Genomic DNA, 24,209 nt, shown 5'->3' on the forward strand with positions numbered 1-24,209 from the left:
GAGCGCAAAGATAATTTTTAAAATATAAAATCAATAACTTTTTTTTAGAAAAATACTATATTTTTATCAGTTTACAAAAATAAGTACATCGATTGCATAAAAGTCCATCTTTACAAGGAGATAAAAAAACCACCACATTGTTAAAACGGGTGGCTTTCCTACTAAAAAAAATTGGCTTTATTGTAATATTGCTGGATATTGAATTGGATAAGTAGACAAATCAACATGTCGCAATGTGGAACCATACTTTGCATTAATGGCATCTATAAAGATATTAGCAATTAACCCGTACCCTCGCGCACTTGGATGAATTCCGTCAAGCGAAAATGCTCCTCCTGTTACATAAGCGGATGTCATATTAAAATTTCCGAAATTAAGACCCCCATTAGATAATTTTGCCATAACAGTTCTTGTATCGACAAAAGCTAACCCTTTTTCCTTAGCGATTGCTTCAATTGTTATATTATAAGCATCTGTTGCTGTACTAACTTCTTTTACTTCATCTTTTGACAACACCCAATTATCTGCCAACGGTACCGACAAACCATTTACTTTTGTTGGATCTCCACCAACTGTAGTACCTATAAATGCTCTGGAAGTCAAGACCATGAAATCTTCTTTCGTAGCTTGCCTGTAAGACGGAAGCCCGTATGCGCTAAGATCTGTTAAATAACTATCTACAATAACAACTGCATTACCATTTCCAGCTGCAAATTTTACCGTACGACGAGCCGCTTCGGCTTCAGTCAGTAATCCATTTTTAACCATACTTAACAAACCTGCATTATAAGTAGCATATCCAGAATTTAATAGTGCTACCAAAGGAGCCGTTAGCGCAGCTGGATTATAAGGAACAGTTGTAAAATAAGGCAATGCATTTACGTAAGGTAAATTTGCTACTACCCCTTTAGCTCCCCCTGCCGTTAAACCTCCAACTAAAGCTGTATACACATTTGCAAATACAGTAGGATCCGTAATATCATCACTACCATAAGTAGCTGGATTAGGATTCCCTTTTTGATCTTTTCCTGCTCCGCCTGATGTTGCATAACTTAAAACATCGTTTCCTCCTATAAATAAAGAGAAAAAAGTAGGCTTTTGATCTGTAGCATCCTTCAAAATAGTAGTTCCTGGTACAGTAGCGAACCGAACAAAATATGGATTTGCAGCACCTAAAGATAACCCTGCAGGATTACCATATCCTGGCGCTATTAAATGAAAGCTTTTTGCCCCAGGAACACCCAGGTTATTAAAAGGTCCTGTTATGTGCGCCATAACTTCAGTTGTGGAAGCAAATGGTACAGGCGCAATCTTTGGCGTACCATCTGGATTAAATCCTAATATTGCAAATCTTGGTGGAAATTTTGGATTTGGAACACCCCCAAATAACAACCCTCCAACATTATCCGAAGTCAACGGCGTTTTAAAGTCCCCACCCCCAGCAGCAATAAACTGCTGAGATAATATATTAGCATAAGAACCTCCCTGTCCTTTTACAAATAAAGCTCCATCACTATATCCTGCTGCAAATGAATCTCCCAAAGCTACATACTTTGTAAAAACTGCCGAACCTGGTGTTACTGGAACTTCTGCTGGTGTTGTATCTTCATCATCGTTATTACATGCTACAAAGGCTAATGAAACCAATAGTAGCCATTTAAAATTTTTTATCATGATTTGTTATTTTAATACATTAATATTCATTTTCCCAAAACTTCTTAATTCAACAAGAAGTACTTAATTATATATCTATAATTTTTATGGGTTAATTGTCCATGAAGCAAACCATTGTTGCCCTATTAAACCTGCTCCTACAACCTGAATATAATCTTTTCCAAAAATATTTGTTGCTCCAACCTTGATAACCGATTTCAACTTAGGAATTCCGTAATTTACCTGAGCATCAAATACCGTATTCTCCGGAACCATTCCATCTGCGAAAGATGCCTCCCATAAATACTCTGTATTCCATCTTATATTCATGTTAAACCCAAAATTTTTAAATAATTTTGAATTTCCTAACGAACCTTTAATTCTATGTTTTGGAGTATTAAAACCTGCAACAAATCCAGGATCTTTCGACTGATCAAAATTAAATTGTGAATAGTTGTAGTTAACGCCAACCTCAAAGTCTTTATATACTTTTTTAGATAAACCAACACCAACACCAAAAGAGGTAATTTGCGCACTTGTATTTGTATAAACTTGATAAACTCTTCTATCTCCAAACGCTAACGCTTGGTAACTTTGCAATACCGCCGGATTAGTCATATCCGTTCCCACCGTTCCATAATACGGACTAATTACTCGAGCTGTATTCATGAAATTATCATAGATATTATAATATGCATTAAGATCAATTGAAAAATCTCTTACTACTGAGCGATACCCAACCTCAAAAGCTTGCACTTCTTCTGGTTTTACCAAACCAATATTAGCTACCTGTAAATCTTTTGGATTTCCCGAAGCCGCAAATGCTTGTACAGAAGCTACAGTATATGCATTATGATAAGCATTTTGTCCACTCATTTCTATCTGAGCAGGATTACCTGCAGCTTGACCAGCAGGACTCACATCTCTAATTTCTGTAAAACGATCAAGATTTTCTGCAGCAGAACCAATTAATGCAAATGGCCCTAAATCCAAACCAATATATTGATCTTGAGTTGTTGGATTTCTAAAACCTGTTTGATAAGAAACTCTAAAATTATGAACTCTTGTTGCTCCTGCTGAATATACAAATGCTACCCTTGGAGATATATTCCCTTTAAAATTCTGACTTTTGTCATAACGAACAGATCCAGTAAATTTCAATCTATCATCCATCCATTTTTTTGCCAATTGCGTATAAGCACCATATTCTTTATATTTTAAAGGTCCGTCATAATCTGTAAAAATTGTTCCTTCAGAATTCATTAAATACTCTCTCCAAGAGCCCCCAACTTGAATTTCAGCAAATTTGATAAGGTCTTTAAAATTATAATTCACATCTGAATGATACAATTTCGAGTGATCAATAAATTTAGCTCCTTGTGTTAAATCTGGATTACTTACCACATTAGCAAATGCACTTTTAAACTGAGGAGAACCTGGTTCAAATCTTGCAGATCTTGGAGCACTTGGATTATTAGGATCAATATTTGGTGATAGACCTAAACCTGGCGAAACGTTATAATCTGCAAAATTTCTAGCATAATTTGCAGCATCATTTGCATTAAGACCTAATACTGCCGATGATAATTGAAATGATTTAGCATAATCTGTAAACCAGTTTGTATCTGATTTAGCTGCTCTATTTACGTTCCAACCAGCAAAACGCATATCATACGAATCTCCAGCATCTTCTGTAGTCATATAAACTCTCGCAAAGAAATTCTTTCCTTTAATTTCTAATTTGGTTTGATCCATAAAGAAATTTTTCAAAGAATATCTATTTGCTCCTTGATAAATAGTGCTTCCTACACCTACCTTATACTGAAGTATAATCTCAGTTTCACTTTCCCATGGTTTAAGATGCATAGCAAAATCTGCCTTTATACTTTTAGATTTATTATCATTTAAATCTTTTTCATGATATCCCGTTCTACTTACCTGCCCTACATTAGAAAGAAAGGTAGTAACTTCATCTCCATAAATATTTAATCCATCATAATTTTGATTATTTACATGACCAATAGAACCTCCAGTCATACTTCTTTGATCATCAGCTATCCACTCAGTAGCGCTTATATAATTAAAGTTTGCCTTCAGTGCAAAATGTTTGGTAAATGCTGTAGCCGCTCTAAACCCAAAATCAACATAATCATTTGTCCCTGCAACATCCTGAGATGTCTGACCGTATTTAAAATAAGTACTAATTCCTTGATTTGTAAAAGGACTTTTACTATTCATAAACAAAATACCGTTAAAAGCATTAGCTCCATAAAGTGCAGACGATGCTCCAGGCAAAAGCTCCACACTAGCAACATCTAAATCATTTAGACCAATTAAGTTCCCTAATACAAAGTTCAATGCAGGAGAAGAGTTATCCATACCATCAACCAATTGCATAAAACGAGTATTAGCAACAGTTGCAAAACCTCTCGTATTTACCGATTTAAACGAAATACTACTAGTATTAAAAATAACCTCTTTCATATTCTCCAATCCTTCGTAAAAAGACGGAGCCGTTGTATTTCTTATTTCCTGAAGCCCCATTCTCTCAATTGTAACAGGCGACTCAATAATTCTTTCTGGAGTTCTCGAAGCTGAAACTACAATCTCGTTTAACATTGTTCTTTCTTCTGCTAACGACACAATAACTTTTTGCGAAGCCGAAGTAACATTAACCGTTTTCGTTTCATAGCCTACTGCCGTAACCTTAATTGTAAAAGGAAAATTTTTTGAGGACTTTAAAGTAAATGATCCGTCAAAGTCAGTAGAGGTACTACTGGACTCTCCAACAACGTTAATATTAGCCCCTGGAATCGATTGATTTTTATTATCGGTAACAGAACCTGAAATTGTACTCTGCGCAAAAGAAACGCCGCAGAAGAACAATGATAGAATAAGTAAATACATTCTCATTTGGTTAGATTTAGTTGGTTTATATTGCCAAAGTACAAATATTTTTGATATTACTAAAAATTTGTTAAAAAAAATTAATTTTCTTTATTTTTTTAGCAACAAAAATACATTTTTCACATTGCTGTTTTTTAAACTTTTGACAACTATAAAGCCCTAACTCATTGAAATATACTATGCATACATATTATTTTTAACAAAAAATTGAATATTCTACAAAAATGAATTCTTATTTTTTTGACATAAAAAAAAGCGAGATATAAATCTCGCTTTTTCAAACACTTATGTTTTATTTTTTGTTTTACTCTACAGTAACTGACTTAGCCAAGTTTCTTGGTTGATCAACATTACAACCTCTCATAACTGCTATGTGATAAGATAAAAGTTGCAACGGAATTGTAGTAATTAATGGCGATAAAGCATCTGATGTTTCAGGAATTTCAATCACATAATCCGCTAATTCACGTACTTGTGTATCTCCCTTAGTAACTACAGCGATGATTTTTCCACTTCTGGATTTTATTTCCTGAATATTACTTACAATTTTATCGTAATGTCCTTGCTTAGGCGCAATTACAATTACTGGCATTTGCTCATCTATTAAAGCAATTGGTCCGTGCTTCATTTCTGCCGCAGGATAACCCTCAGCATGGATATACGAGATTTCTTTTAGCTTTAAAGCTCCTTCTAGCGCCACAGGAAAGTTATAACCTCTTCCTAAGTACAAACAATTTGGAGAATCTTTAAAAACAGCTGCAATTTCTTTAGCAACATCATTAGTTTCTAAAACTTCTTTTACCTTGTCTGGTATAAGCTCTAATTCTTGTAAATATCTATGAAAATCTGGATTAGACAATGTTCCTTTTGCTTTTGCTAAACGCAAAGCAATCATTGTTAACACAGTAATTTGAGTTGTAAATGCTTTTGTAGATGCAACTCCAATCTCTGGACCTGCATGAGTATAAGCACCTGCATGAGTTTCTCTAGAAATAGATGAACCAACAACATTACAAACACCAAATACAAATGCCCCATGTTCTTTTGCTAATTTAATAGCTGCCATTGTATCTGCAGTTTCTCCCGATTGAGAGATTGCAATAACAACATCTGTTTTATTGATGATAGGATTACGGTATCTAAATTCCGAAGCATATTCAACCTCTACTGGAATTCGGGCAAATTCCTCAAAGATATATTCTGCAACTAAACCTGCATGCCATGAAGTACCACAAGCAACAATAATAATTCTGTCAGCATTAAGAAATTTTTCCAAATTATCTTCAACACCTGCTAGCTGAACAATTCCTTCATTTGCATGAAGTCTTCCTCTATAAGTGTCTTTTATAACGCTTGGTTGTTCGTATATTTCTTTAAGCATGAAATGGTCGTAACCTCCTTTTTCAATTTGCTCCAAATTCATTTGAAGTTCTTGAATATAAGGATCAACCAAAGAATCATCTTTAATTTTTCTGATTTTAATTGGCTTATGCAATCTGATATTAGCCATTTCGCCATCTTCCAGATAAACTGCATTTGTAGTATATTCGATAAAAGGAGAAGCATCAGATGCAATAAAATATTCACCTTCTCCAACACCAATTGCTAACGGGCTACCTAATCTGGCAGCAACAATTTCATTTGGATTTTTTCTATCAAATACTGCAATAGCATAAGCACCTACAACTTGGTTTAATGCAACCTGAACTGCTTTACCTAGTTTAAGATTTTCTTGCTTTTGAACATCTTCAATCAAATTCACCAATACTTCAGTATCTGTATCTGAATGAAAAATGTATCCTCTTTTTTTCAACTCTTCTTTAAGCGGAGCATAGTTTTCAATAATACCATTATGTATTATCGCCAAGTCTCCTGAGTTTGACAAATGAGGATGCGAATTCACATCATTAGGAACACCATGTGTTGCCCAACGCGTATGTCCTATTCCTATAGTTCCGTTTGTCGTAAAATTATCTTTAGCCTTAGCTTCAAGATCCGAAACTTTACCTTTTGTTTTACAAAGTTTAACTGCTTCTCCGTCATATAACATAACGCCAGCACTATCGTATCCTCTGTATTCGAGTCGTTTTAGTCCTTTAATTACAATAGGATACGCCTCTCTATATCCTATATATCCAACAATTCCACACATATCTATTTAAATTAATTTGGTTTCGTGTAGTAAATCTGAAGTTTCAATCTCTTATCAGCTGCCGCAGGAGTTCCTCCATAAAGAATTGTCCCTAACGGATTCAAAACGGATGCTCTCGGAGCTGCAGTAAAAGGAATTTCAGGCCTAGCAGTTAATTTTTTATCTGAATCCCTTAATTTATTAGAAGTGATTGTATTTATATCCTCTGTAACTACTATCCCCATCTTTACATTAGTTGAATCCTTATATTTTATCAAATTTCTAACATGATTAGTAATTCTGATTTTATAACTGGTACCTCTTTTACTTGTTGGATCAACATTTATAATACCACTAAAAATCTGTTTTGCTTTTTTCACATCAGTAGAAGCACTTGAAGTTCCATCATTATAATAATCAACAATAGGTCGATTATTATTAAAATCGTACAAATAAATTCTGTTTGGTTCTGAGCTATTCTTCATAGCATCCGAATCAATATTAAAAACTAAATTCGCTTCATTAATCAACCACCCTTTACTTCTAATTTCATCCAACTCTCCTGGCGCAAAAAGCTCTAACACTGCCATTGATCCTTCTCCTCCTTTTAAATACAGTTTATCATCACCTGTAACTTTAGGAGTAGTTATTGCAGTATTATAATTAGCACTTGTATTACTTTGATTTAAAAGATTTACCGTATTACCAGTTAAATTAAGAACAAGCGTTTTTGACTCCATTGTTTCCTCTGGATCTGTTGTTATAACAGTCTTTGCTTTATAATAAATTGTTATTTTACCTTTCTTAAAATCCATCATTGCCATATTTCCAGGATCACTACCAGACTTATCAATATTAAAATATAATCCTCTGAAATAATTTTTAAAAACATCATTTGTAGCTAAATTAGATGCTGAAGCTTTTAAAATTCTATCTTCAAAATAAGTTTTATCTAATTTTAATCTCATTGCTGGAGCACTCCTTGTAACAGTCAACTTTCCAGTAGCATCACTTGTACTTTCTCTAATTTCATTTGGACTAAAAACAAATGCATCATTATTCAATGGATTTGAAGCATTATTCAAACGACTAGCAACTTTAGCATTATAAAAATCAGAATTTTGATTCGTATAAAAAAGCTGCTTATTCTGAAAATTATTACTTGGATCTAAATCCGCCATATAATAACCCGACTCATAAATACTTAGCTTTATTTTAGATAAATCAGGACCATATATTGAATCCAATTTATAAACACTACTTCCATCTGTATTTTGCGCCGTCATATGACTAAAATATGGAACACTTAACACAATACTATCCGCAACTGGGCTTGCACCAATAACCGGAGCCACAGCTGCTAATGTCAACTGAGTAGCAAAATTAGCCGTTGTAGTACCAAATGCTGGATTATCATAAATCCCTAATTGATTTATATTTAAATTATTAGATTGTATTGGAAATATTTGTTGATTATAAGCTACAACATTTGAATTATATATCGCTAAATCAAAGTGATTATCACCAATTAAATCATCACCAATAACATTGAAATCCTTATCGCAAGAATATAAAAGAACAACGCTTGCAACTAAAAGTATTTTCTTAAAAAAAGAAGTATTATACATGTGTAATAAAAAAGTTAAATTTTAAAGAATCTCGTTTTTATAAAAATTTGTATACGCTTCTGCGAATGCATCTTTTGCGGCGAAAGGTAAAAAAGGTTTTCCCGAAGATTCTATAAATTTTGTTAAACTTGAAGATAGGTTATTTGAAGCTATAATTACTCCATCAGAATGAAGAATACTTGCCTTTAAAATATTCTCATAATTTGGAATCTCTAAGTCTGAAACAGCTTCATGTGGAATACCATCAAACTTTACCTTCTTAATCATTTCAGGGTCTAATGTTTCATCAAACGATTGCGTATAAACAGACGTTACAATCTTGGTTTCAGAAAATAACGCTTCATGTTTATAATAATGTTTCATATAAATAGGCAACATTGCTGCCATCCATCCATGTACATGAATAATATCTGGAACCCAGTTTAATTTCTTAACGGTTTCAACAACTCCTTTTGCAAAGAAAATTGCTCGTTCGTCATTATCTGGATACATCACGCCTTCTTCATCGGCAAAGGTTGCTTTCCTTTTAAAATACTCATCGTTATCTATAAAGTAAACCTGAATTCTCTCCTTTGGGATAGATGCTACCTTAATAATCAATGGCATATCTAAGTCGTTCACTACCAAATTCATGCCTGAAAGCCTGATTACTTCGTGCAACTGGTGTCTTCTTTCATTGATATTCCCATATCTTGGCATGAAAATTCTTATCTGTCCGCCTTGATCATTAATCATTTTTGGCACATCATAAGACATTAAAGAAACCTCATTTTCAGCCAAATAAGGCACGACTTCAGATGATACATACAATATCCTCTTATCTTTCATAATAGTAATTTGCTTAATTTTTGGTAATAAAAACGATGCAAAATTACAAAATTTTATGCAGTTATTAACTAATATATTATGTTTGCACTAAATTTTAATAATACCACCATGCATATTTTCTACGGTAAAGTTGCTTTAATAGCTTATTTAAAAACTATTAAAACCGAAAATTCGAGTGTTGGTTTCGTACCAACCATGGGCGCTTTACACCAAGGTCACCTAGCATTAATGCAACGATCATTGAACGAAAATGATGACACAGTTGTAAGTATTTTTGTAAATCCAACACAGTTTAACAACCAAGAAGATTTAGCAAAATACCCCCGAACTCTAGACGAAGATGTAAAAAAAATGCGCACATTAAGCGATAAAATAATTTTATACGCTCCAACTGTCGAAGATATTTACGAAGGTCATACTGTTTCTCAATCCTTTGATTTCGACGGATTAGAAAACCAAATGGAGGGAAAATTCAGGCCTGGGCATTTTAATGGCGTAGGTACAATTGTAAAACGTTTATTCGAGATAATCACTCCTACAAACGCTTATTTTGGAGAAAAAGATTTCCAGCAATTACAAATTGTAAAGAAAATGGTCGAAAAGAACCATTTACCTGTAAATGTAGTTGGTTGCCCTATTTTTAGAGAATCAAACCAATTAGCAATGAGTTCCAGAAACGAACGTTTAACACCCGATGAACGTCAGGAAGCAGCTATAATTTACAAAACCTTAACTGAAGCAAAAGAAATATTTCAGACTAAAAGTCCCAAAGAAACAATTGAATTTGTAGAAAATTCCTTCAAAGACAATGATAAGTTTGAATTAGAATATTTCGTAATTGCCGATGAATCTACATTATTACCTATAGAACACAAAAATAAAGACAAAAATTACCGCGCATTTATAGCAGTATTTGTTAATTCTATTAGGTTGATTGACACTATTTCATTAAATTAATTTACTTTTGTAGCATGCAAATTCAAGTAGTAAAATCAAAAATACACCGTGTAAAAGTAACTGGAGCCGATCTTAATTATATTGGCAGCATTACTATTGACGAAGCCTTACTAGACGCCTCAAATATTATTGAAGGTGAAAAAGTAGCAATTGTAAACATCAATAATGGCGAACGTTTTGAAACGTATGCTATTAAAGGAGAACGAAATTCGGGCGAAATAACCCTAAATGGTCCTGCAGCAAGAAAAGTACAAAAAGATGATATCATCATAATCATTTCTTACGCAACATTGGAGTTTGAAGAAGCCAAAACCTTCAAACCATGGATCGTTTTCCCAAATGAAAATGACAATTCGTTGACATAAATCCATTTCTTAACAAATAAAATCATCCTTTTTCAAAGTTAAAATTTGTAAAAGGATTTTTGTCGTATCTATAAGCCAACTAATCAACATTGCTTTGCCAATTTGCAATTAACAAGTATTAAATAAGAAAAATAAAGTACTATATTGCTACTCTATTTTAACAATCTTAAAATTTCAGAAATCCCAAATTATGAAAAAAGTTTACCTACTACTTCTTTTTATTTCAATTACAGCTTTTTCTCAAAGAAAAACAGAAACAATTAATTCAACATCATTAGAAGAAACAAGAACCATTACTGTAGAATTACCTGCTTCTTACGAAAATAATAAAACCAGAAATTACCCAGTTCTTTATTTATTCGATGGAGAATATCTTCTTGATCCATTTAGTGGTGCTTTAAAATATGGTACCTATTGGGATGATTTACCAGAAGTTATTATTGTAGCTATTCATCAAAATAAAAATGATGAACGCGAAGACGATTCTACCTTCGACGGAATTAATGGTTTACCTTTTGAAAAAGGAGCTAAATTTTTCGAATTTGTCGCGGGAGAAGTAATCCCTTTAGTGGAAAGAAAATACCGCACAGCCCCGTTCCGAATTATTGCAGGTCATGGTGTAACTGCAGGTTATTTGAATTTTTTCTTGTATAAAGAAGTTCCTATATTTAATGCATACATCTCTATGAGTCCAGAATTGGCAACTCAAATGGAAGTGCGTGTTCCTGAAAAATTTGCTAAATTAAAAACACCTTTATTTTATTATCTATCGGCTGCCGATGGAGATGTTAAAAAGACAAAAGAACCTATTCAAAAACTAGATCAAAACATTAAAATAGCAAACAATCCTTTAATAAATTACAAATACGATTTATTTAAAAATACGACTTATTATTCAGTGGTTTTATACTCGATTCCAAATGCTTTAAATCAAATTTTTGATGCATACAAACCTATAAATTTAGCTGAGTATAATGACAAAATAGTCATTCTTAAATCTGGTTATGTTGATTATCTAAGAAATAAATACGATATCATCACAAAAACATTAGGTGTAGAAATGCCTGTTCGAATGAATGATTATATAGCAGTAGAAACCGCTATATTAAAAAACAATGCTTACGACGAATTGGGTATATTAGCCGAAATCGCCAATACAAGCTATCCTAAAGCAATGCTAGGCGAATATGAATTAGGATTGATGTATGAAAAAATGGGTGATGCAAAAAGAGCTTCAAAAAAATACCAAAATGCTTCCCAAATGGAACCTATTGGTAAATTAAACAAAGACTTGATGTATGACAAAATAGATGAAATGAACGGTCTTATTAAAAAGAAATAATGTCAAAAGTTAAAACAACATTTTTTTGCCAGAATTGTGGCGCCCAATATTCCAAATGGCAAGGGCAATGTAATTCGTGCAAAGAATGGAATACCATAGCCGAGGAAATTATCCAAAAACAAGAAAAAGTTGCTTGGAAGAGCGAACCTACACCTAGTGGCAAGGCTCCTCGCCCTTTACGAATAAACGAAATAGATTCGACTCAGGAAGTTCGTATGGACACAACTGACGGCGAATTAAACCGTGTTCTTGGTGGTGGTATTGTTCCTGGTTCATTAACTCTTTTAGGAGGAGAACCCGGAATTGGAAAAAGTACACTTTTGCTTCAAGTTTCATTACAACTACCTTATAAAACTCTTTACGTTTCGGGAGAAGAAAGCCAGAAACAAATAAAAATGCGTGCCGAAAGAATCACGCCAAATGGTGACAATTGCTACATTCTTACCGAAACCAAAACCCAGAATATCTTCAAACAAATTGAAGCTATTCAGCCCGAGATAGTAATTATCGATTCTATCCAAACGCTTCATACGGATTATATCGAATCAACAGCCGGAAGTATCTCTCAAATTAGAGAAACTACTGCTGAGTTAATCAAGTTTGCCAAAGAAACCAATATTCCTGTTATCCTGATTGGGCATATTACCAAAGACGGAAACATAGCAGGTCCTAAGATTTTGGAACACATGGTCGATACGGTTTTACAATTTGAAGGAGACAGAAATCATGTATATCGTATTTTACGATCACTTAAAAACCGTTTTGGATCTACTGCCGAATTAGGAATTTACGAAATGCTGGGAAGTGGTTTAAGAGAAGTAAGTAATCCGTCCGAAATATTAATTTCGCACAAAGACGAAGAATTATCAGGAACAGCAATTGCTTCGACACTTGAAGGAATGCGTCCGTTAATGATCGAGATACAATCCTTAGTAAGTACCGCTGTTTATGGAACACCTCAACGAAGCACTACAGGATATAATGCCAAAAGATTAAACATGATTTTGGCTGTTTTAGAAAAAAGAGCAGGATTTCGCTTGGGAGCAAAAGATGTATTCCTGAATGTAACTGGAGGGATTTCTGTAGATGATCCTGCAATAGACCTTGCTGTCGTTGCAGCTATTTTATCCTCAAATGAAGATATTCCAGTAACTAAAGGTTTTTGTTTTGCAGGAGAAGTTGGTTTATCAGGTGAAATTCGTCCTGTAAACCGAGTTGACCAACGCATACAAGAAGCAGAAAAATTAGGATTTTCGACTATTTTTGTATCTAAGTACAATAAAATTGCATTAAAAAATACAGGAATAAAAATTGAGCTTGTTGCTAAAATCGAAGATGTAGCCAGTATTCTTTTTGGTTAATCCAACAATTTATATTTTAAAAATCTCGCTCAGAACCTTAATTTAATAAGATTTTGAGCGAGATTTTTTTATAAAGCAATTACTAAAATTTTGGTGCACTAAAACTTCCCTCGGTAATTGTAAATGTTTTTCCATCTCTTGATCCAGAAAAACTAAATGTCCCTGCGATTTTTTTATCACTTTTCTCCGTAATATTCACAGTTCCTGATGTTGCACTAATATTATTTATTTCAGGTTTAAAACTAAAATTTACTTGGTAGGTAGTTGTAAGATTTGACAAATCATATACAATTGGATGACTTCCTGTTGTAAAATCCAAAGGCAGCCATATAGAAATACTTTTAAAAGTATCATCAATTCCCTCATACCCCATTATATTTATGCTTCCTGAAGTAATTATAGCAGGATTAAAATTATAAGCAACCCCATTATATTTAAATTTAATATACCCTTCTGCACTAGTACTTTCCTCTACATTGTCTTCTGATGAATTGTCACTGCTGCAAGAAGATGATACTACTAGTGAAAAGATGGCAACAGCCATAAACATAAATTTCTTTAAAGTTTTCATTTAAACTGATTTTAATTATTAATAATTCTGCAAATATATAAGATTTGTACTATGAAAAATGCATTATTTAAAAAACTGCAAAATTGAATCAAAATATACATACTGAATAAGAAAACTTTTGCGTCAACTTTTCCAATTCTTTAATGGATTTTTATTTTCTTTATAGACTGATAATTCTAATTCAGATAATAGAAGCCGAATTATTTCAAATAGCAATTCAATTTATGAAGTTTCCAAAACAAAAAATATTCAAAGCATTTCTAATACTTGCATTAGTTTTAGTGGTACTTTTTTTAGGATTTTACTTTTTTAGAGATGCCCTTTTGCATAAAGCTATAGCGAAGGTCTCCGATAAAATGAACAAAGAATACAACAGTACGTTTTCGGTAAAAACCGCTTCTTTTGATGGGCTTTCGGGGATAAAACTAACCAATGTAATCTTGGTACCAAAAAATGCAGATACGCTTTGTAATATTCACAATATAGAAACTAGTATTAGTTTATCGCATTTATTGGTGGGAGATATCCAGATTGGAACTTTAAAAATAGACAGAGGCTTTATACAATTAGTAAAAAAGGGAAATATCAAGAACTTTGATGCATTCTTAAAAAAAGACAGTACCAATACTTCTAAAAACGAAAAAAGAGAATATGCAGCGTATGCCTATAGAATAATATCTAAATTATTAAATCTTGTTCCTACCGATATGAAGCTGGAAAATTTAATTTTTAAGATTGATGATAATGGTAAGAAAGCACAAATTGCAATAAATAAATTAGTTTTAGTCGATAAAGAACTCGAGACCAATTTACATGTTCAAACTAATACATTTGACCAACGCTGGAACATAAAAGGATTTGCTGACCCAAGGAATAAAAAAGCCGATATCCGCTTTTTTAATCTTGACACAGGAGCAATAAGAGTACCTTACATTGATGACCGCTTTAATATGCTAGCTAGTTTTGACTCTATACGATTGAATATTGAGAACATTAAAAAAGACGGAAGCGAACTTCATATTGATGGTTATTCCTCTATCACAAATTTAAAAATTAACCATGCCAGAATTGCTAGCAAAGATGTTGTTATAAAAAATGCCCGTTTTGATTATCGTTTCCTATTGGGTTCTGATTTTATTTCGATAGATAGCACATCGACCGTTCAGTTGAATAAAATAAAATTTCATCCTTATGTATCCTATAATACCCAATCGGATACTATTTATACTCTTAAAGTTGCTATTCCTAAAATGAAAGCGCAGGACTTTATTGTTTCATTACCAGATGGTTTGTTTACTCATTTTCAAGGCATGGAAGCTACTGGGAATTTCGATTATAAACTTGATTTTAAATTCAACAAAAACAAACCAAACAGCTTAGTTTTTGATAGTAAACTAAACAAAGAAAACCTTGCTATCACTAAATATGGAGAAGCAAACCTTACCAAATTAAATGGTGAATTTGTATATCGTGCCATTATAAAAAATGTACTGCAAAGACCAATTTTAGTAGGTGCTGGGAATCCAAATTATACCCCGATTGAACAAATCTCTCCTTATCTTCAAAAATGTGTTTTAACTACCGAAGATCCTTCGTTCTTTTCTCATCGTGGTTTTATTAATGAAGCTTTTAAACAATCGATATTAAAAAACATCCGAACCAAGAAGTTTTCTCGTGGTGCAAGTACCATAAGTATGCAGCTAATAAAGAATGTTTTCCTTACCCGAGAAAAAACGTTGTCACGCAAACTCGAAGAGATTTTACTGGTTTATATACTCGAAAATAATCGTGTGGTAAGTAAGCAACGTATGCTCGAAGTATATTTTAATATCATCGAATGGGGACCAAATGTATATGGAATTGGCGAAGCAAGCCGTTTTTATTTCCAGAAAAGTCCGTCAGATTTAAGTCTTAACGAATGTCTATTTCTGGCTACGATTATTCCAAGTCCAAGAAAGTTTACTTACCAATTTAATGACCAGGGAAACTTGAAAGATTACGCTATCAGAAATCAAAAATTCCTAAGTAATATTATGTTGCGTCGCGGTGTTTTAACTTCTGAAGATACTATTAACAGATTACCCGTTTACATTTCGGGGAATGCTCGCTCGCTATTGCGAATAAAAGCACCCGATTCTACAGCAGTTCCTGTAGATTCTATGTCTATAGATGATGAGTTTGATCTTTAAATCTTTTTAGTAGATACTTCAAGGTTTCGGTAACCTAGCAGCATGATATATATGATCGGTTGCTAACGCGAGCGTCTCGCTCGTGAGCATGAAATCATTTCGTCCTTAAATAAGTTTACATATTTATACTTGATTTTGATTGTGTTCACGAGCGAGACGCTCGCGTCAGCAAAAGTCAAAAATATTTTAAAATCCTTATTTAAAATTCTTCAGAAAATCTTCTTTATATGTTGGGGAAACTTCAATTTCGGCTCCGTCATTTAGCATTATGATTCCGCCTTTATTATATGCTTTTACGCAATTCATATTAATGATGTGCGATTTATGAACTCGTATAAATGGTAAGGGTAAAATTTCGGAAAAGTGCTTTAAGAATCGACAAACCATTTTCTTATTTCCGTTATTTAGGTATAAATCGGTGAAGTTTCCATTGCCTTTTAATCGGACAATTTCTTCCATTTTAACCACTTCAAAACCTTCTAATGTTGGCAAGATTACTTGTTGCTTTTCGGGTTTGGTTTCATGAAAATTCTCAACGATAATTTTGTTTCTATTAAAAATTTCATTGTTCATAACCTGATGATGCACTTTGTTTACTGCAACAATTAGTTCTTCGATACTAATGGGTTTTAGCAAATAATAAGCAGCACTTTGGTTTAAAGCCTTTAATGAATATTCGGAAAAAGCCGTAACAAAAATCGTTTCAAAGTGTAAATCCTTGCACGCTTCGAGAACATCAAAAGCATTCCCAAAAGGCATTTCTACATCCAGAAAAACCAATTGTGGTTGTAGTTCGTGCAATAACGGGACAGCTTCTTTTATATTCTGTGCTTCGCCAATAACCTCAACTTGCGGACAATATTTACTCAAATAATTTTTGAGTACTTCTCGTGCTGCAAGTTCGTCTTCGACAATTACACTTTTTATCTTCTGGAAAGTCATCATAATTTATCTATTAACGGAAAAACAATTCTAACAATCGTTCCTGTTTCAGGCATTTCTTTTTCGATAATTTCAAAAGAAATATTCTTTTTATACAATTCGTTCAGCAAACCAATACGTTCCTTAGTATTACTTAATCCTCGGGATTCATGTGCTTTTTGATTGCTTGTTTTTAGTTCACGACTTTTGGTTAAACCAATACCGTTATCTTCTATAGTAACCACAACTTTTTCGGCTACAAAATCAAAATTAAGATTCAAAAATCCCTTTTTATCAAGATAACGCAATCCATGCCAAATTGCATTTTCCAGATGTGGCTGAATAATCATATTGGGAACCAAAACAGTTTCGGCATCCAAAGCTTCACTAACACTAATTTTAAAATCGAATTTGTCCTGAAAACGCAAATGTTCTAAATCCAGGTATTTTTTTAATTGTTCAATTTCTTTATCTAATGTGATGAAATCTTTATTGGAGTTTTCCATCATATTTCGCATTAGGTTAGAATAAGAGGTCAGGTATTTATTGGCTTCTAATTCTTTATTTTCCGAAATAAACTGATTCACACTATTCAAACTATTAAAGATAAAATGCGGATTCATTTCTCGTCTGAGCGACTGCAAAGCGATTTCTTTATTTTTGGTTTTTATCGAATACAAGGCTTTTACAATAAACAAGAATAAAAGCAAGAGCAATACTATAGAACCTAAAAGAAAATAATTGAAGGTGTTTTTCTTTGTAATTAATTCATCTTTTAAGGTTTTTTCTTTTTCTAACTGACGAATTTTATCTTCGGTTACCTGAAATGTTTTGGCATCAATAAGCGTAGTATCCGATTGAATTAGTTCATCAAAATTCTTAAAGAATTGTTCATACAATGCAATACTTTCTTTATCGTCTCCTTTAGTTTTATAATACTCAATTAAAGCCGACAAACTTTTTTTAGCTTCGGTAGAATTTCCGTTTTTGGATGCTAAATTATAGGCTTCTTTAAGTGAGACGATTGCTTTTTTGGGTTCTTCTTTTTTAAAATAAAGCTTTGCCAAAGATTGCAATTGCTTTATTTGTGTATTAAAATCTTGTTTGGTTTTGGCTTCCGCCAAAAGTCTTTCGTTTATACCAATTGCTTTCTCAAACTGACTATCAGACGCATATACTTTAGCAATTTCATTTTTAATTTTAATGACCTCTTCTGGTTTATCTTTTGCGTAAGCGAGTGCTTTATTATAACTCTCGATCGCAACCACTTTGTTTCTTTGCTGCAAAGAGTTTTCTGCTTTTTGAACATAAGCTGCTGCAACCTCATCACTTTTATTATCTTTTTTAAGTAACTCTATATTCGAATTTACATATCCTGCTTGTGTAATCGGGCTTGCTTGTGTGCGCAATCGGTTAGCGTCATTCTGGTTTATTTTTTCCTCGCTTTTATCTTCTGAAATAGCCCCTGCTGCTTCATAATTTTTTATTGCCGAATCAAACTTTTTCTGATTCTCTTGTACTTTAGCAATACTTCTTGTTACTCGTATTTTATCTTCGGCAAGATTTTGTTTGGTATAACTTGCTAATGCTTTTTTATAATATTCTTCGGCTTTTGCATTATCTCCTTTATTAAGAAACTCGTTGGCAAGGCGTTCATAATTCTGACCTATTTGTGTCTCGTCATTTATATCTAATGATTTTTGTAACTCTTTAGATACTTTGCTCATTTTAGAAATTGGCACTGCTTTTTTCTTAGCAAGAGAATCCTGTGCCATTACTCCAAAAGGAAGTAACAACATTAGAAATAAAGAAAAAACAGCTAATAAATGTCTCATATATTATATCCTTTTTTAAATCTTAGCACCTTAATTTATAGGTGACTCAGAACCTTCAAAAACAATACTGTAAAGTAAAGTATTTTATATTCCGTTTACAACTCGTTTCACCAAGTGAAAATACCGTTTCACCATTTGTCCAAAAAACGAATTCTTAAAGTTTATAAGTTTGGTCTATAATCACAATCTAAAACATAGGAAATCATGAAAACATCAATCCTTATCTCAGCACTTTTAGCAACTACATTTACTTTTGCAAATAGCAATTATACTAATGCTAATCTTAAAAAAAATACTGAAATTGAAAAACCTATAACAGCGGAAAAGACCAAAATACAAGTTGCCTTATTATTAGATACTTCTAGTAGTATGGATGGCTTAATTGACCAAGCAAAATCTAGACTTTGGAATATTGTAAACACTTTAACAACTTTAAAATACAACGGACAAAATCCCGATATCGAAATTGCTTTGTATGAATATGGTAATGATGGTTTGTCTAAACAATCTAATTATATCAGACAAATAGCACCGCTTTCGACAGATTTGGATTTGATTTCGGAAAAACTGTTTTCTCTAAGTACAAATGGTGGTAACGAATACTGCGGAGCTGTGATTCAGGATGCGACCAAACAATTAAAATGGGCAAAGGACAACAACAATATGAAGCTAATTTATATTGCAGGAAACGAAGAATTTAATCAGGGTGGAATTAATTATAAAGAAGCCATTAGCAATGCTTTAAAGAATGACATTTATGTAAATACTATTTATTGTGGCGATAAAACCCAAGGTATAAATGAATTATGGAAAGATGGTGCCGATTACGGAAAAGGCAAATACTTTAATATTGATTCCAACCAAACGGTTCGTTATATAGTAACTCCTTATGATGAGGAAATTACTAAATGCAATGAAAAAATCAATAAAACTTATATTGGTTATGGTTCAAAAGGCTCTGAGAAAAAAATGAATCAGGAAAAACAAGACAGAAATGCTCAGGGAGTTTCTGCATCTAATTATGCCGAGCGTGCAGTGAGTAAATCTAAAGCTGTTTATAAAAACGATAGTTGGGATTTAGTTGATAAAGTAAAAGATGACGCTACAGCTATTTCGAAAATAAAAAAAGAAGAATTGCCTGCTGAACTTCAGAATAAATCTACTGCCGAATTAAAAATAATTGTTGCGCAAAAAACCAAAGAAAGAGAAAATATTCAAAAGGAAATTAGCGAACTTGCTAAAAAACGTCAAGGCTATATAGATACCGAAGCAAAAAAGACAAAAAAACAAGATGATTTAGGTAATGCCATAAATACATCGATTGTTGCTCTTGCAAAAGTTAAAGGATATACTGTTGAGAAATAAATAAAGTGTGAAAAATAAATTATTTAAGAATATGAAAAAGAGTATTCTCTTTTTGATTTTTATAGGAGTATTTTCTGTTAGTTTTAAATGCATCCATAAAGAAGAAAATCCTCAATCAACTAGTTCAAAATCTTCTTCAAAAGAAAAACTAGAAAGCCAGATAAACGAGATTAAAAAGTTTGTAAACACATCTTCGAAATACAATACCGAAGTTGGCTTTTTTATCGATATGGGAATTGCTTCTGGCAAGAAACGCTTTTTTATATATGATTTAAAAAATGATAAACTACTTAACAAAGGCCTGGTTGGTCATGGCTCTGGTTCAGAAACGGGAATCCCTGGAAAGTTAAAATTTAGCAACGTAAAGAATTCGCTTTCTACCTCATTAGGAAAATACTCGATTGGGAATTCGTATGAAGGCACTTTTGGAAAAGCATATAAATTATACGGCTTGGACAAAACCAACGATAATGCTTTTGATAGAAATGTTGTTTTGCATAAATATAAGGATGTTCCTTTTGAAGAACAAATAAATCCGATTTGCAACAGTTATGGATGTCCGATGGTAAATGAAAAGTTTTTTGGTGTAGTTGAAAACATAATTGATAACTCTAAAAAGAAAATCATTCTCGTTATCTACTATTAAAACCCATTCAAATTTTCGTTATTTGTAATCCTTATTCCCCTAAACAAACAATTTAAATATTAAACTCATGATAAAAAAAATAGTAACATCAGCTTTATTATTGATTGGCGCAATTGCATTTGCCCAAAAGCCAATCTTTACAACGGCTAAAGTAAAAGCCGCAACAGTATATTTTAATGCTGCCGAAATTTCGCAAACTGCAAGCGCTAATCTTCCGTTAGGAACAAGCGAGATTGTGATAAAAAATGTAGCCGTAGACTTAAATGAAAATTCTATACAAATAGGAACTCCATCGACAGTGACTGTTCTTTCGGTTCAGTTTACTAATAATTATATCTCCGAATATGAAGTAGATACTAAATCTCCCGCTTTAAAAAGAGTTAGAGATAGTATTGTTTTGGTTCAGAAAGAGCTTCAGAAAGTTAATAACACGATAAATTCTGAAACAAAAACGATTCAACTTTTAGATAAAAATCAACAAATTTCGGGTGTGAATTCTGGTTTGAATGTTACTGAATTAATGAAAATGGTTGAGTATTATAAAAACAAGCAAATCGAAATTGCCAATACTATTAATACACTTACTGAGAAGCAACAAAAGCTTAACGAAACACTTCAAAAACTAAATAATAAACTTGAAGTTGATACGAGTAAAGAAGAGAAAACCTCATCGGGAAAACTAATCGTTCAGGTTATGAATGAAGTTGCAGGTGCTGTGCCATTGGATATTTCGTACTTAACAAATAATGCTACCTGGACTCCGTTTTATGACCTACGTGCCGAAAGTGTTACATCGCCTATTAATATGATGTACAAAGCTCAGGTAATCCAAAATACAGGTATCGATTGGAAAAAAGTAAAACTTACTTTATCTAGTGGTTATCCTAACCAGAATAATCAAGCACCGATACTAAGTTCTTGGTTTTTGAGAAATAATAATATTAGTCAACCATATGCTTACCAACAAAAAAGTGTAATGAATCAACTGCAAGGAAGAGTTGCAGAAGACAATGCATTAATGGAAACTGTAGTTGTAGCACCAGTTGCAATGAAGAAATCATCTGTTTCAGATTACACGACTGTCGAAGAGAATCAACTTAATGTTTCTTTTGATATTGATATTCCTTATGACATTTTATCTAACGGTAAGGTACATAGTGTTTCTCTAAAAGAAATAAAATTGCCTTCATCATATAAATATTATGCTGCGCCAAGAGTAGAAAACGAAGCTTTCCTTCTTGCTGAAATTGCAGATTATAGCAAATACAATTTGTTAAGAGGTGAAGCCAATATTATTTTTGAAGGAATGTATGTAGGTAAAACTTTTATCGAACCAAGTCAGACTAGTGATACTTTAAATTTAAGTATGGGTCGTGATAAGAAAGTATCTATAAAACGTGAAAAAGTAGCCGACAAATCGGGAACTAAGTTTTTATCTTCTAAAAAAGAACAAACTTTTACTTACGATATCACTGTAAGAAACAACAAGAAAGAAGCTATTGAGCTTTTGTTAAAAGATCAATATCCTTTGACTACGAATAAAGAAATCGAAGTTGAATTATTACAAAGTGATAGCGCTAAAGTAAATTCTGAAACTGGAATCCTAACTTGGCAATTACAAATGAAGCCTAATGAAATCAAGAAATTCCGAATTAGTTATAAAGTAAGATATCCTAAAGATCAGGTATTAAATTTATAAATATCATTCAAAATAAAATCCCGATACAATTAAACGTGTATCGGGATTTTTATTTTAATATCTCCAGTAATGCTTAATATGGAACGCTGATAAAACGGATTCGCTAAGGCGAAAACGCAGATAAAAACAGATTTTATTTATAGTCTTTTTAAAAAATCCGTCCCGACGCTTCGGGATCGCGTCTTTACTTTTGTAAATCTGTGTTATCCGCGTTCCTTTATAGACAATCTATGCTATAAAAGATTGTAGTAACTGAAAACTGAGACTGAAGCTAAAAACTTAACTACGGTGCTGGATCAGGAATTACAGCGTGAACCGCATTTATTTCGGCAATAACTTCGTCTGATAATGTAAGGTTAATAGAATCTATATTTTCTTTTAATTGCTCCAAAGTAGTTGCTCCGATAATAGTACTTGTTACAAATGGTTGCTGATTTACAAAAGCTAATGACATTTGTGCAAAATTTAAACTATGTTTATTAGCAATTTCCTGATACATACGTGCCGCTTTGGTACTTTGCTCACTACTATATCTTGTATATTGAGGAAACAAATTAAGTCTTGAGTTTGGATGTTTCTCACCAGACAAAAACTTACCTGATAATACTCCAAAAGCCATTGGCGAATACGCTAATAAACCTACATTCTCTCGCATACAAACCTCAACAGAAGCATTCTCGAAAAGACGATTTAATAATGAATATGGATTTTGAATTGTTTTAACTCTTGGTAAATTATTGTATTTGTTCTCTTCTAGAAAACGCATAATTCCCCAAGGATTTTCATTAGAAAGTCCTACATGTTTAATCTTTCCTTCTTTTATAAAACCTTCCATAGTTTGTAGAACTTCATGGATATTATCTTCCCAAGCGTCGTCCTGAATTTTAAGTCCGCGTTGTCCAAAACAATTTGTTTTACGCTCTGGCCAATGCAGTTGGTATATGTCTACGTAATCGGTTTGTAATCTTTGTAAACTTTGGTCTAATGCATATTTTAAACTTGCTGGCGAGAAATCTATTTTCTCACGCATATAGCCAAAATTATCATTTGGTCCAGCGATTTTGGTTGCCAAAACCACATCTTCTCTTTTTCCTGATTTTTTAAACCAGGTTCCTATAATCTTTTCTGTACTTCCGTAAGTTTCTTTACTTGCAGGAATAGAATACATCTCGGCAGTATCAAAAAAATTAACGCCTTGTTCTAACGCATAATCCATCTGAGCGTGTCCTTCGGCTTCAGTGTTTTGTTGACCAAAAGTCATCGTACCAAGGTTTATTTTACTTACTTTAATATCGGTATTGGGAATTGTAGTGTATTTCATTTTTTAAGGTGCTAAGGTATTGAGTTACTATACTGTCCCCAGATTTTGGGATTGGGACTACGTTTATTACTAATGAGCTTCAAAGGTACAAAGCAATATTTCAAAAGAAAAAGGTTCAAAGTTAAAAAACTCTAAACCTTTTTATACCATAGTCATCTTCGGAGATAATCTTGTTTTATTTTCTGTCACAGATTAAAATATTTTTGAAATCTGTTAAAGCTATATCAGAATTACCATAAACTTGTCATTTCGAGGAACGAGAAATCTCCACGAGTAGCTCGACAAAGATTGTGGAATTTCTTACGGAGATTTCTCGTTCCTCGAAATGAACTGTGTTTAAAAGCAAATTTATTTTTAATTATTTTGTAAATAATATTCATTTTTTGATGCTAAAGCAAATGCTTGTTTAAGTAGTTTGTTTGCTACAGCGATTAAAGCTATTTTTTTAGCTTTTCCTTTTTCGACTAATCTATCGTATAATTCTTTACAA

The 24,209-nt window shown here is 32.8% G+C and carries 17 protein-coding genes and 1 pseudogene; 8 read left to right on the top strand and 10 right to left on the bottom strand.

The features are described 5' to 3' along the window. Positions 1-177: 177 nt before the first annotated feature. The 5 genes from OA93_RS10970 to OA93_RS10990 all read right to left on the bottom strand — a co-directional run bounded on the left by OA93_RS10970 (position 178) and on the right by OA93_RS10990 (position 9,147). Positions 178-1,674, bottom strand: a complete 1,497-nt coding sequence (locus OA93_RS10970; RefSeq protein ID WP_039113237.1) for an SGNH/GDSL hydrolase family protein — start codon at positions 1,672-1,674, stop codon at positions 178-180. 84 nt (positions 1,675-1,758) lie between these two features. Then, entirely contained in the window at positions 1,759-4,566 is a 2,808-nt protein-coding gene (locus OA93_RS10975; RefSeq protein ID WP_039113238.1) for a TonB-dependent receptor, read from the bottom strand. Between the two features lie 298 nt (positions 4,567-4,864). Continuing rightward, positions 4,865-6,712, bottom strand: a complete 1,848-nt coding sequence (glmS, locus tag OA93_RS10980; RefSeq protein ID WP_039113239.1) for a glutamine--fructose-6-phosphate transaminase (isomerizing) — start codon at positions 6,710-6,712, stop codon at positions 4,865-4,867. An 11-nt stretch (positions 6,713-6,723) separates the two neighbouring features. Beyond that, positions 6,724-8,319 (bottom strand): DUF4270 domain-containing protein, encoded by a 1,596-nt coding sequence (locus tag OA93_RS10985; protein ID WP_039113240.1) that lies wholly within the window; start codon positions 8,317-8,319, stop codon positions 6,724-6,726. A 21-nt stretch (positions 8,320-8,340) separates the two neighbouring features. Further along, on the bottom strand, positions 8,341-9,147 hold the full coding sequence (locus OA93_RS10990; protein ID WP_039113242.1) for a glycogen/starch synthase: 807 nt from the start codon (positions 9,145-9,147) through the stop codon (positions 8,341-8,343). A gap of 78 nt (positions 9,148-9,225) precedes the next feature. Here OA93_RS10990 and panC point away from each other — a divergent pair, with 78 nt between their 5' ends. The 4 genes from panC to radA all read left to right on the top strand — a co-directional run bounded on the left by panC (position 9,226) and on the right by radA (position 13,172). After that, positions 9,226-10,104 (top strand): pantoate--beta-alanine ligase, encoded by an 879-nt coding sequence (panC, locus tag OA93_RS10995; RefSeq protein ID WP_039113243.1) that lies wholly within the window; start codon positions 9,226-9,228, stop codon positions 10,102-10,104. A gap of 14 nt (positions 10,105-10,118) precedes the next feature. Beyond that, positions 10,119-10,469 (top strand): aspartate 1-decarboxylase, encoded by a 351-nt coding sequence (gene panD / locus OA93_RS11000; RefSeq protein WP_035623468.1) that lies wholly within the window; start codon positions 10,119-10,121, stop codon positions 10,467-10,469. Positions 10,470-10,659: 190 nt separating this feature from the next. Beyond that, a complete protein-coding gene (locus tag OA93_RS11005) occupies positions 10,660-11,811 on the top strand; it encodes an alpha/beta hydrolase-fold protein (protein WP_039113244.1) in 1,152 nt (383 codons plus the stop codon). Next, on the top strand, positions 11,811-13,172 hold the full coding sequence (radA, locus tag OA93_RS11010) for a DNA repair protein RadA (protein WP_039113245.1): 1,362 nt from the start codon (positions 11,811-11,813) through the stop codon (positions 13,170-13,172). Before OA93_RS11005 ends, radA begins: the two co-directional genes overlap by 1 nt. Before the next feature lie 82 nt (positions 13,173-13,254). Here the strand turns inward: radA and OA93_RS11015 are convergent, their stop codons facing one another. Further along, positions 13,255-13,743: a DUF6252 family protein gene (locus tag OA93_RS11015; RefSeq protein ID WP_039113246.1), complete on the bottom strand. Its 489-nt coding sequence runs from the start codon at positions 13,741-13,743 to the stop codon at positions 13,255-13,257. Positions 13,744-13,967: 224 nt separating this feature from the next. On the opposite strand from OA93_RS11015, the gene OA93_RS11020 reads away from it, so the two are divergent. Beyond that, the gene (locus tag OA93_RS11020) at positions 13,968-15,932 is read left to right on the top strand and encodes a biosynthetic peptidoglycan transglycosylase (protein WP_039113269.1); all 1,965 of its coding nucleotides are present in this window, start codon (positions 13,968-13,970) and stop codon (positions 15,930-15,932) included. Between the two features lie 195 nt (positions 15,933-16,127). Here the strand turns inward: OA93_RS11020 and OA93_RS11025 are convergent, their stop codons facing one another. Together OA93_RS11025 and OA93_RS11030 are read right to left on the bottom strand one after the other, a co-directional pair. Then, positions 16,128-16,877, bottom strand: coding sequence for a LytTR family DNA-binding domain-containing protein (locus OA93_RS11025; RefSeq protein WP_039113247.1), 750 nt, complete (start codon positions 16,875-16,877; stop codon positions 16,128-16,130). Further along, positions 16,874-18,688, bottom strand: coding sequence for a histidine kinase (locus OA93_RS11030; RefSeq protein ID WP_039113248.1), 1,815 nt, complete (start codon positions 18,686-18,688; stop codon positions 16,874-16,876). Before OA93_RS11030 ends, OA93_RS11025 begins: the two co-directional genes overlap by 4 nt. A 204-nt stretch (positions 18,689-18,892) precedes the next feature. Here OA93_RS11030 and OA93_RS11035 point away from each other — a divergent pair, with 204 nt between their 5' ends. From OA93_RS11035 to OA93_RS11045, 3 genes are all read left to right on the top strand, one after another. After that, positions 18,893-20,053, top strand: coding sequence for a vWA domain-containing protein (locus OA93_RS11035; protein WP_039113249.1), 1,161 nt, complete (start codon positions 18,893-18,895; stop codon positions 20,051-20,053). Between the two features lie 31 nt (positions 20,054-20,084). Beyond that, positions 20,085-20,699 carry a murein L,D-transpeptidase catalytic domain-containing protein gene (locus tag OA93_RS11040; RefSeq protein WP_039113250.1) on the top strand — a complete coding sequence of 205 codons (615 nt, stop codon included), beginning with the start codon at positions 20,085-20,087 and terminating at the stop codon, positions 20,697-20,699. A gap of 67 nt (positions 20,700-20,766) precedes the next feature. After that, positions 20,767-22,398, top strand: coding sequence for a DUF4139 domain-containing protein (locus OA93_RS11045; protein WP_117615820.1), 1,632 nt, complete (start codon positions 20,767-20,769; stop codon positions 22,396-22,398). A gap of 283 nt (positions 22,399-22,681) precedes the next feature. Here the strand turns inward: OA93_RS11045 and OA93_RS11050 are convergent, their stop codons facing one another. Both OA93_RS11050 and OA93_RS24790 read right to left on the bottom strand, forming a co-directional pair. After that, positions 22,682-23,719 (bottom strand): NADP(H)-dependent aldo-keto reductase, encoded by a 1,038-nt coding sequence (locus OA93_RS11050; RefSeq protein WP_039113251.1) that lies wholly within the window; start codon positions 23,717-23,719, stop codon positions 22,682-22,684. Positions 23,720-24,073: 354 nt separating this feature from the next. Next, positions 24,074-24,209 (bottom strand): annotated as a pseudogene (locus OA93_RS24790) (IS110 family transposase); the annotation flags it as partial.

Source organism: Flavobacterium sp. KMS (assembly GCF_000813005.1).
Lineage (GTDB): Bacteria > Bacteroidota > Bacteroidia > Flavobacteriales > Flavobacteriaceae > Flavobacterium.

Coding starts and splice junctions, on each gene's coding strand:
- OA93_RS10970 (WP_039113237.1), bottom strand. CDS start 1,674: ATGATAAAAAATTTTAAATGGCTACTATTGGTTTCATTAGCCTTTGTA.
- OA93_RS10975 (WP_039113238.1), bottom strand. CDS start 4,566: ATGAGAATGTATTTACTTATTCTATCATTGTTCTTCTGCGGCGTTTCT.
- glmS (WP_039113239.1), bottom strand. CDS start 6,712: ATGTGTGGAATTGTTGGATATATAGGATATAGAGAGGCGTATCCTATT.
- OA93_RS10985 (WP_039113240.1), bottom strand. CDS start 8,319: ATGTATAATACTTCTTTTTTTAAGAAAATACTTTTAGTTGCAAGCGTT.
- OA93_RS10990 (WP_039113242.1), bottom strand. CDS start 9,147: ATGAAAGATAAGAGGATATTGTATGTATCATCTGAAGTCGTGCCTTAT.
- panC (WP_039113243.1), top strand. CDS start 9,226: ATGTTTGCACTAAATTTTAATAATACCACCATGCATATTTTCTACGGT.
- panD (WP_035623468.1), top strand. CDS start 10,119: ATGCAAATTCAAGTAGTAAAATCAAAAATACACCGTGTAAAAGTAACT.
- OA93_RS11005 (WP_039113244.1), top strand. CDS start 10,660: ATGAAAAAAGTTTACCTACTACTTCTTTTTATTTCAATTACAGCTTTT.
- radA (WP_039113245.1), top strand. CDS start 11,811: ATGTCAAAAGTTAAAACAACATTTTTTTGCCAGAATTGTGGCGCCCAA.
- OA93_RS11015 (WP_039113246.1), bottom strand. CDS start 13,743: ATGAAAACTTTAAAGAAATTTATGTTTATGGCTGTTGCCATCTTTTCA.
- OA93_RS11020 (WP_039113269.1), top strand. CDS start 13,968: ATGAAGTTTCCAAAACAAAAAATATTCAAAGCATTTCTAATACTTGCA.
- OA93_RS11025 (WP_039113247.1), bottom strand. CDS start 16,877: ATGATGACTTTCCAGAAGATAAAAAGTGTAATTGTCGAAGACGAACTT.
- OA93_RS11030 (WP_039113248.1), bottom strand. CDS start 18,688: ATGAGACATTTATTAGCTGTTTTTTCTTTATTTCTAATGTTGTTACTT.
- OA93_RS11035 (WP_039113249.1), top strand. CDS start 18,893: ATGAAAACATCAATCCTTATCTCAGCACTTTTAGCAACTACATTTACT.
- OA93_RS11040 (WP_039113250.1), top strand. CDS start 20,085: ATGAAAAAGAGTATTCTCTTTTTGATTTTTATAGGAGTATTTTCTGTT.
- OA93_RS11045 (WP_117615820.1), top strand. CDS start 20,767: ATGATAAAAAAAATAGTAACATCAGCTTTATTATTGATTGGCGCAATT.
- OA93_RS11050 (WP_039113251.1), bottom strand. CDS start 23,719: ATGAAATACACTACAATTCCCAATACCGATATTAAAGTAAGTAAAATA.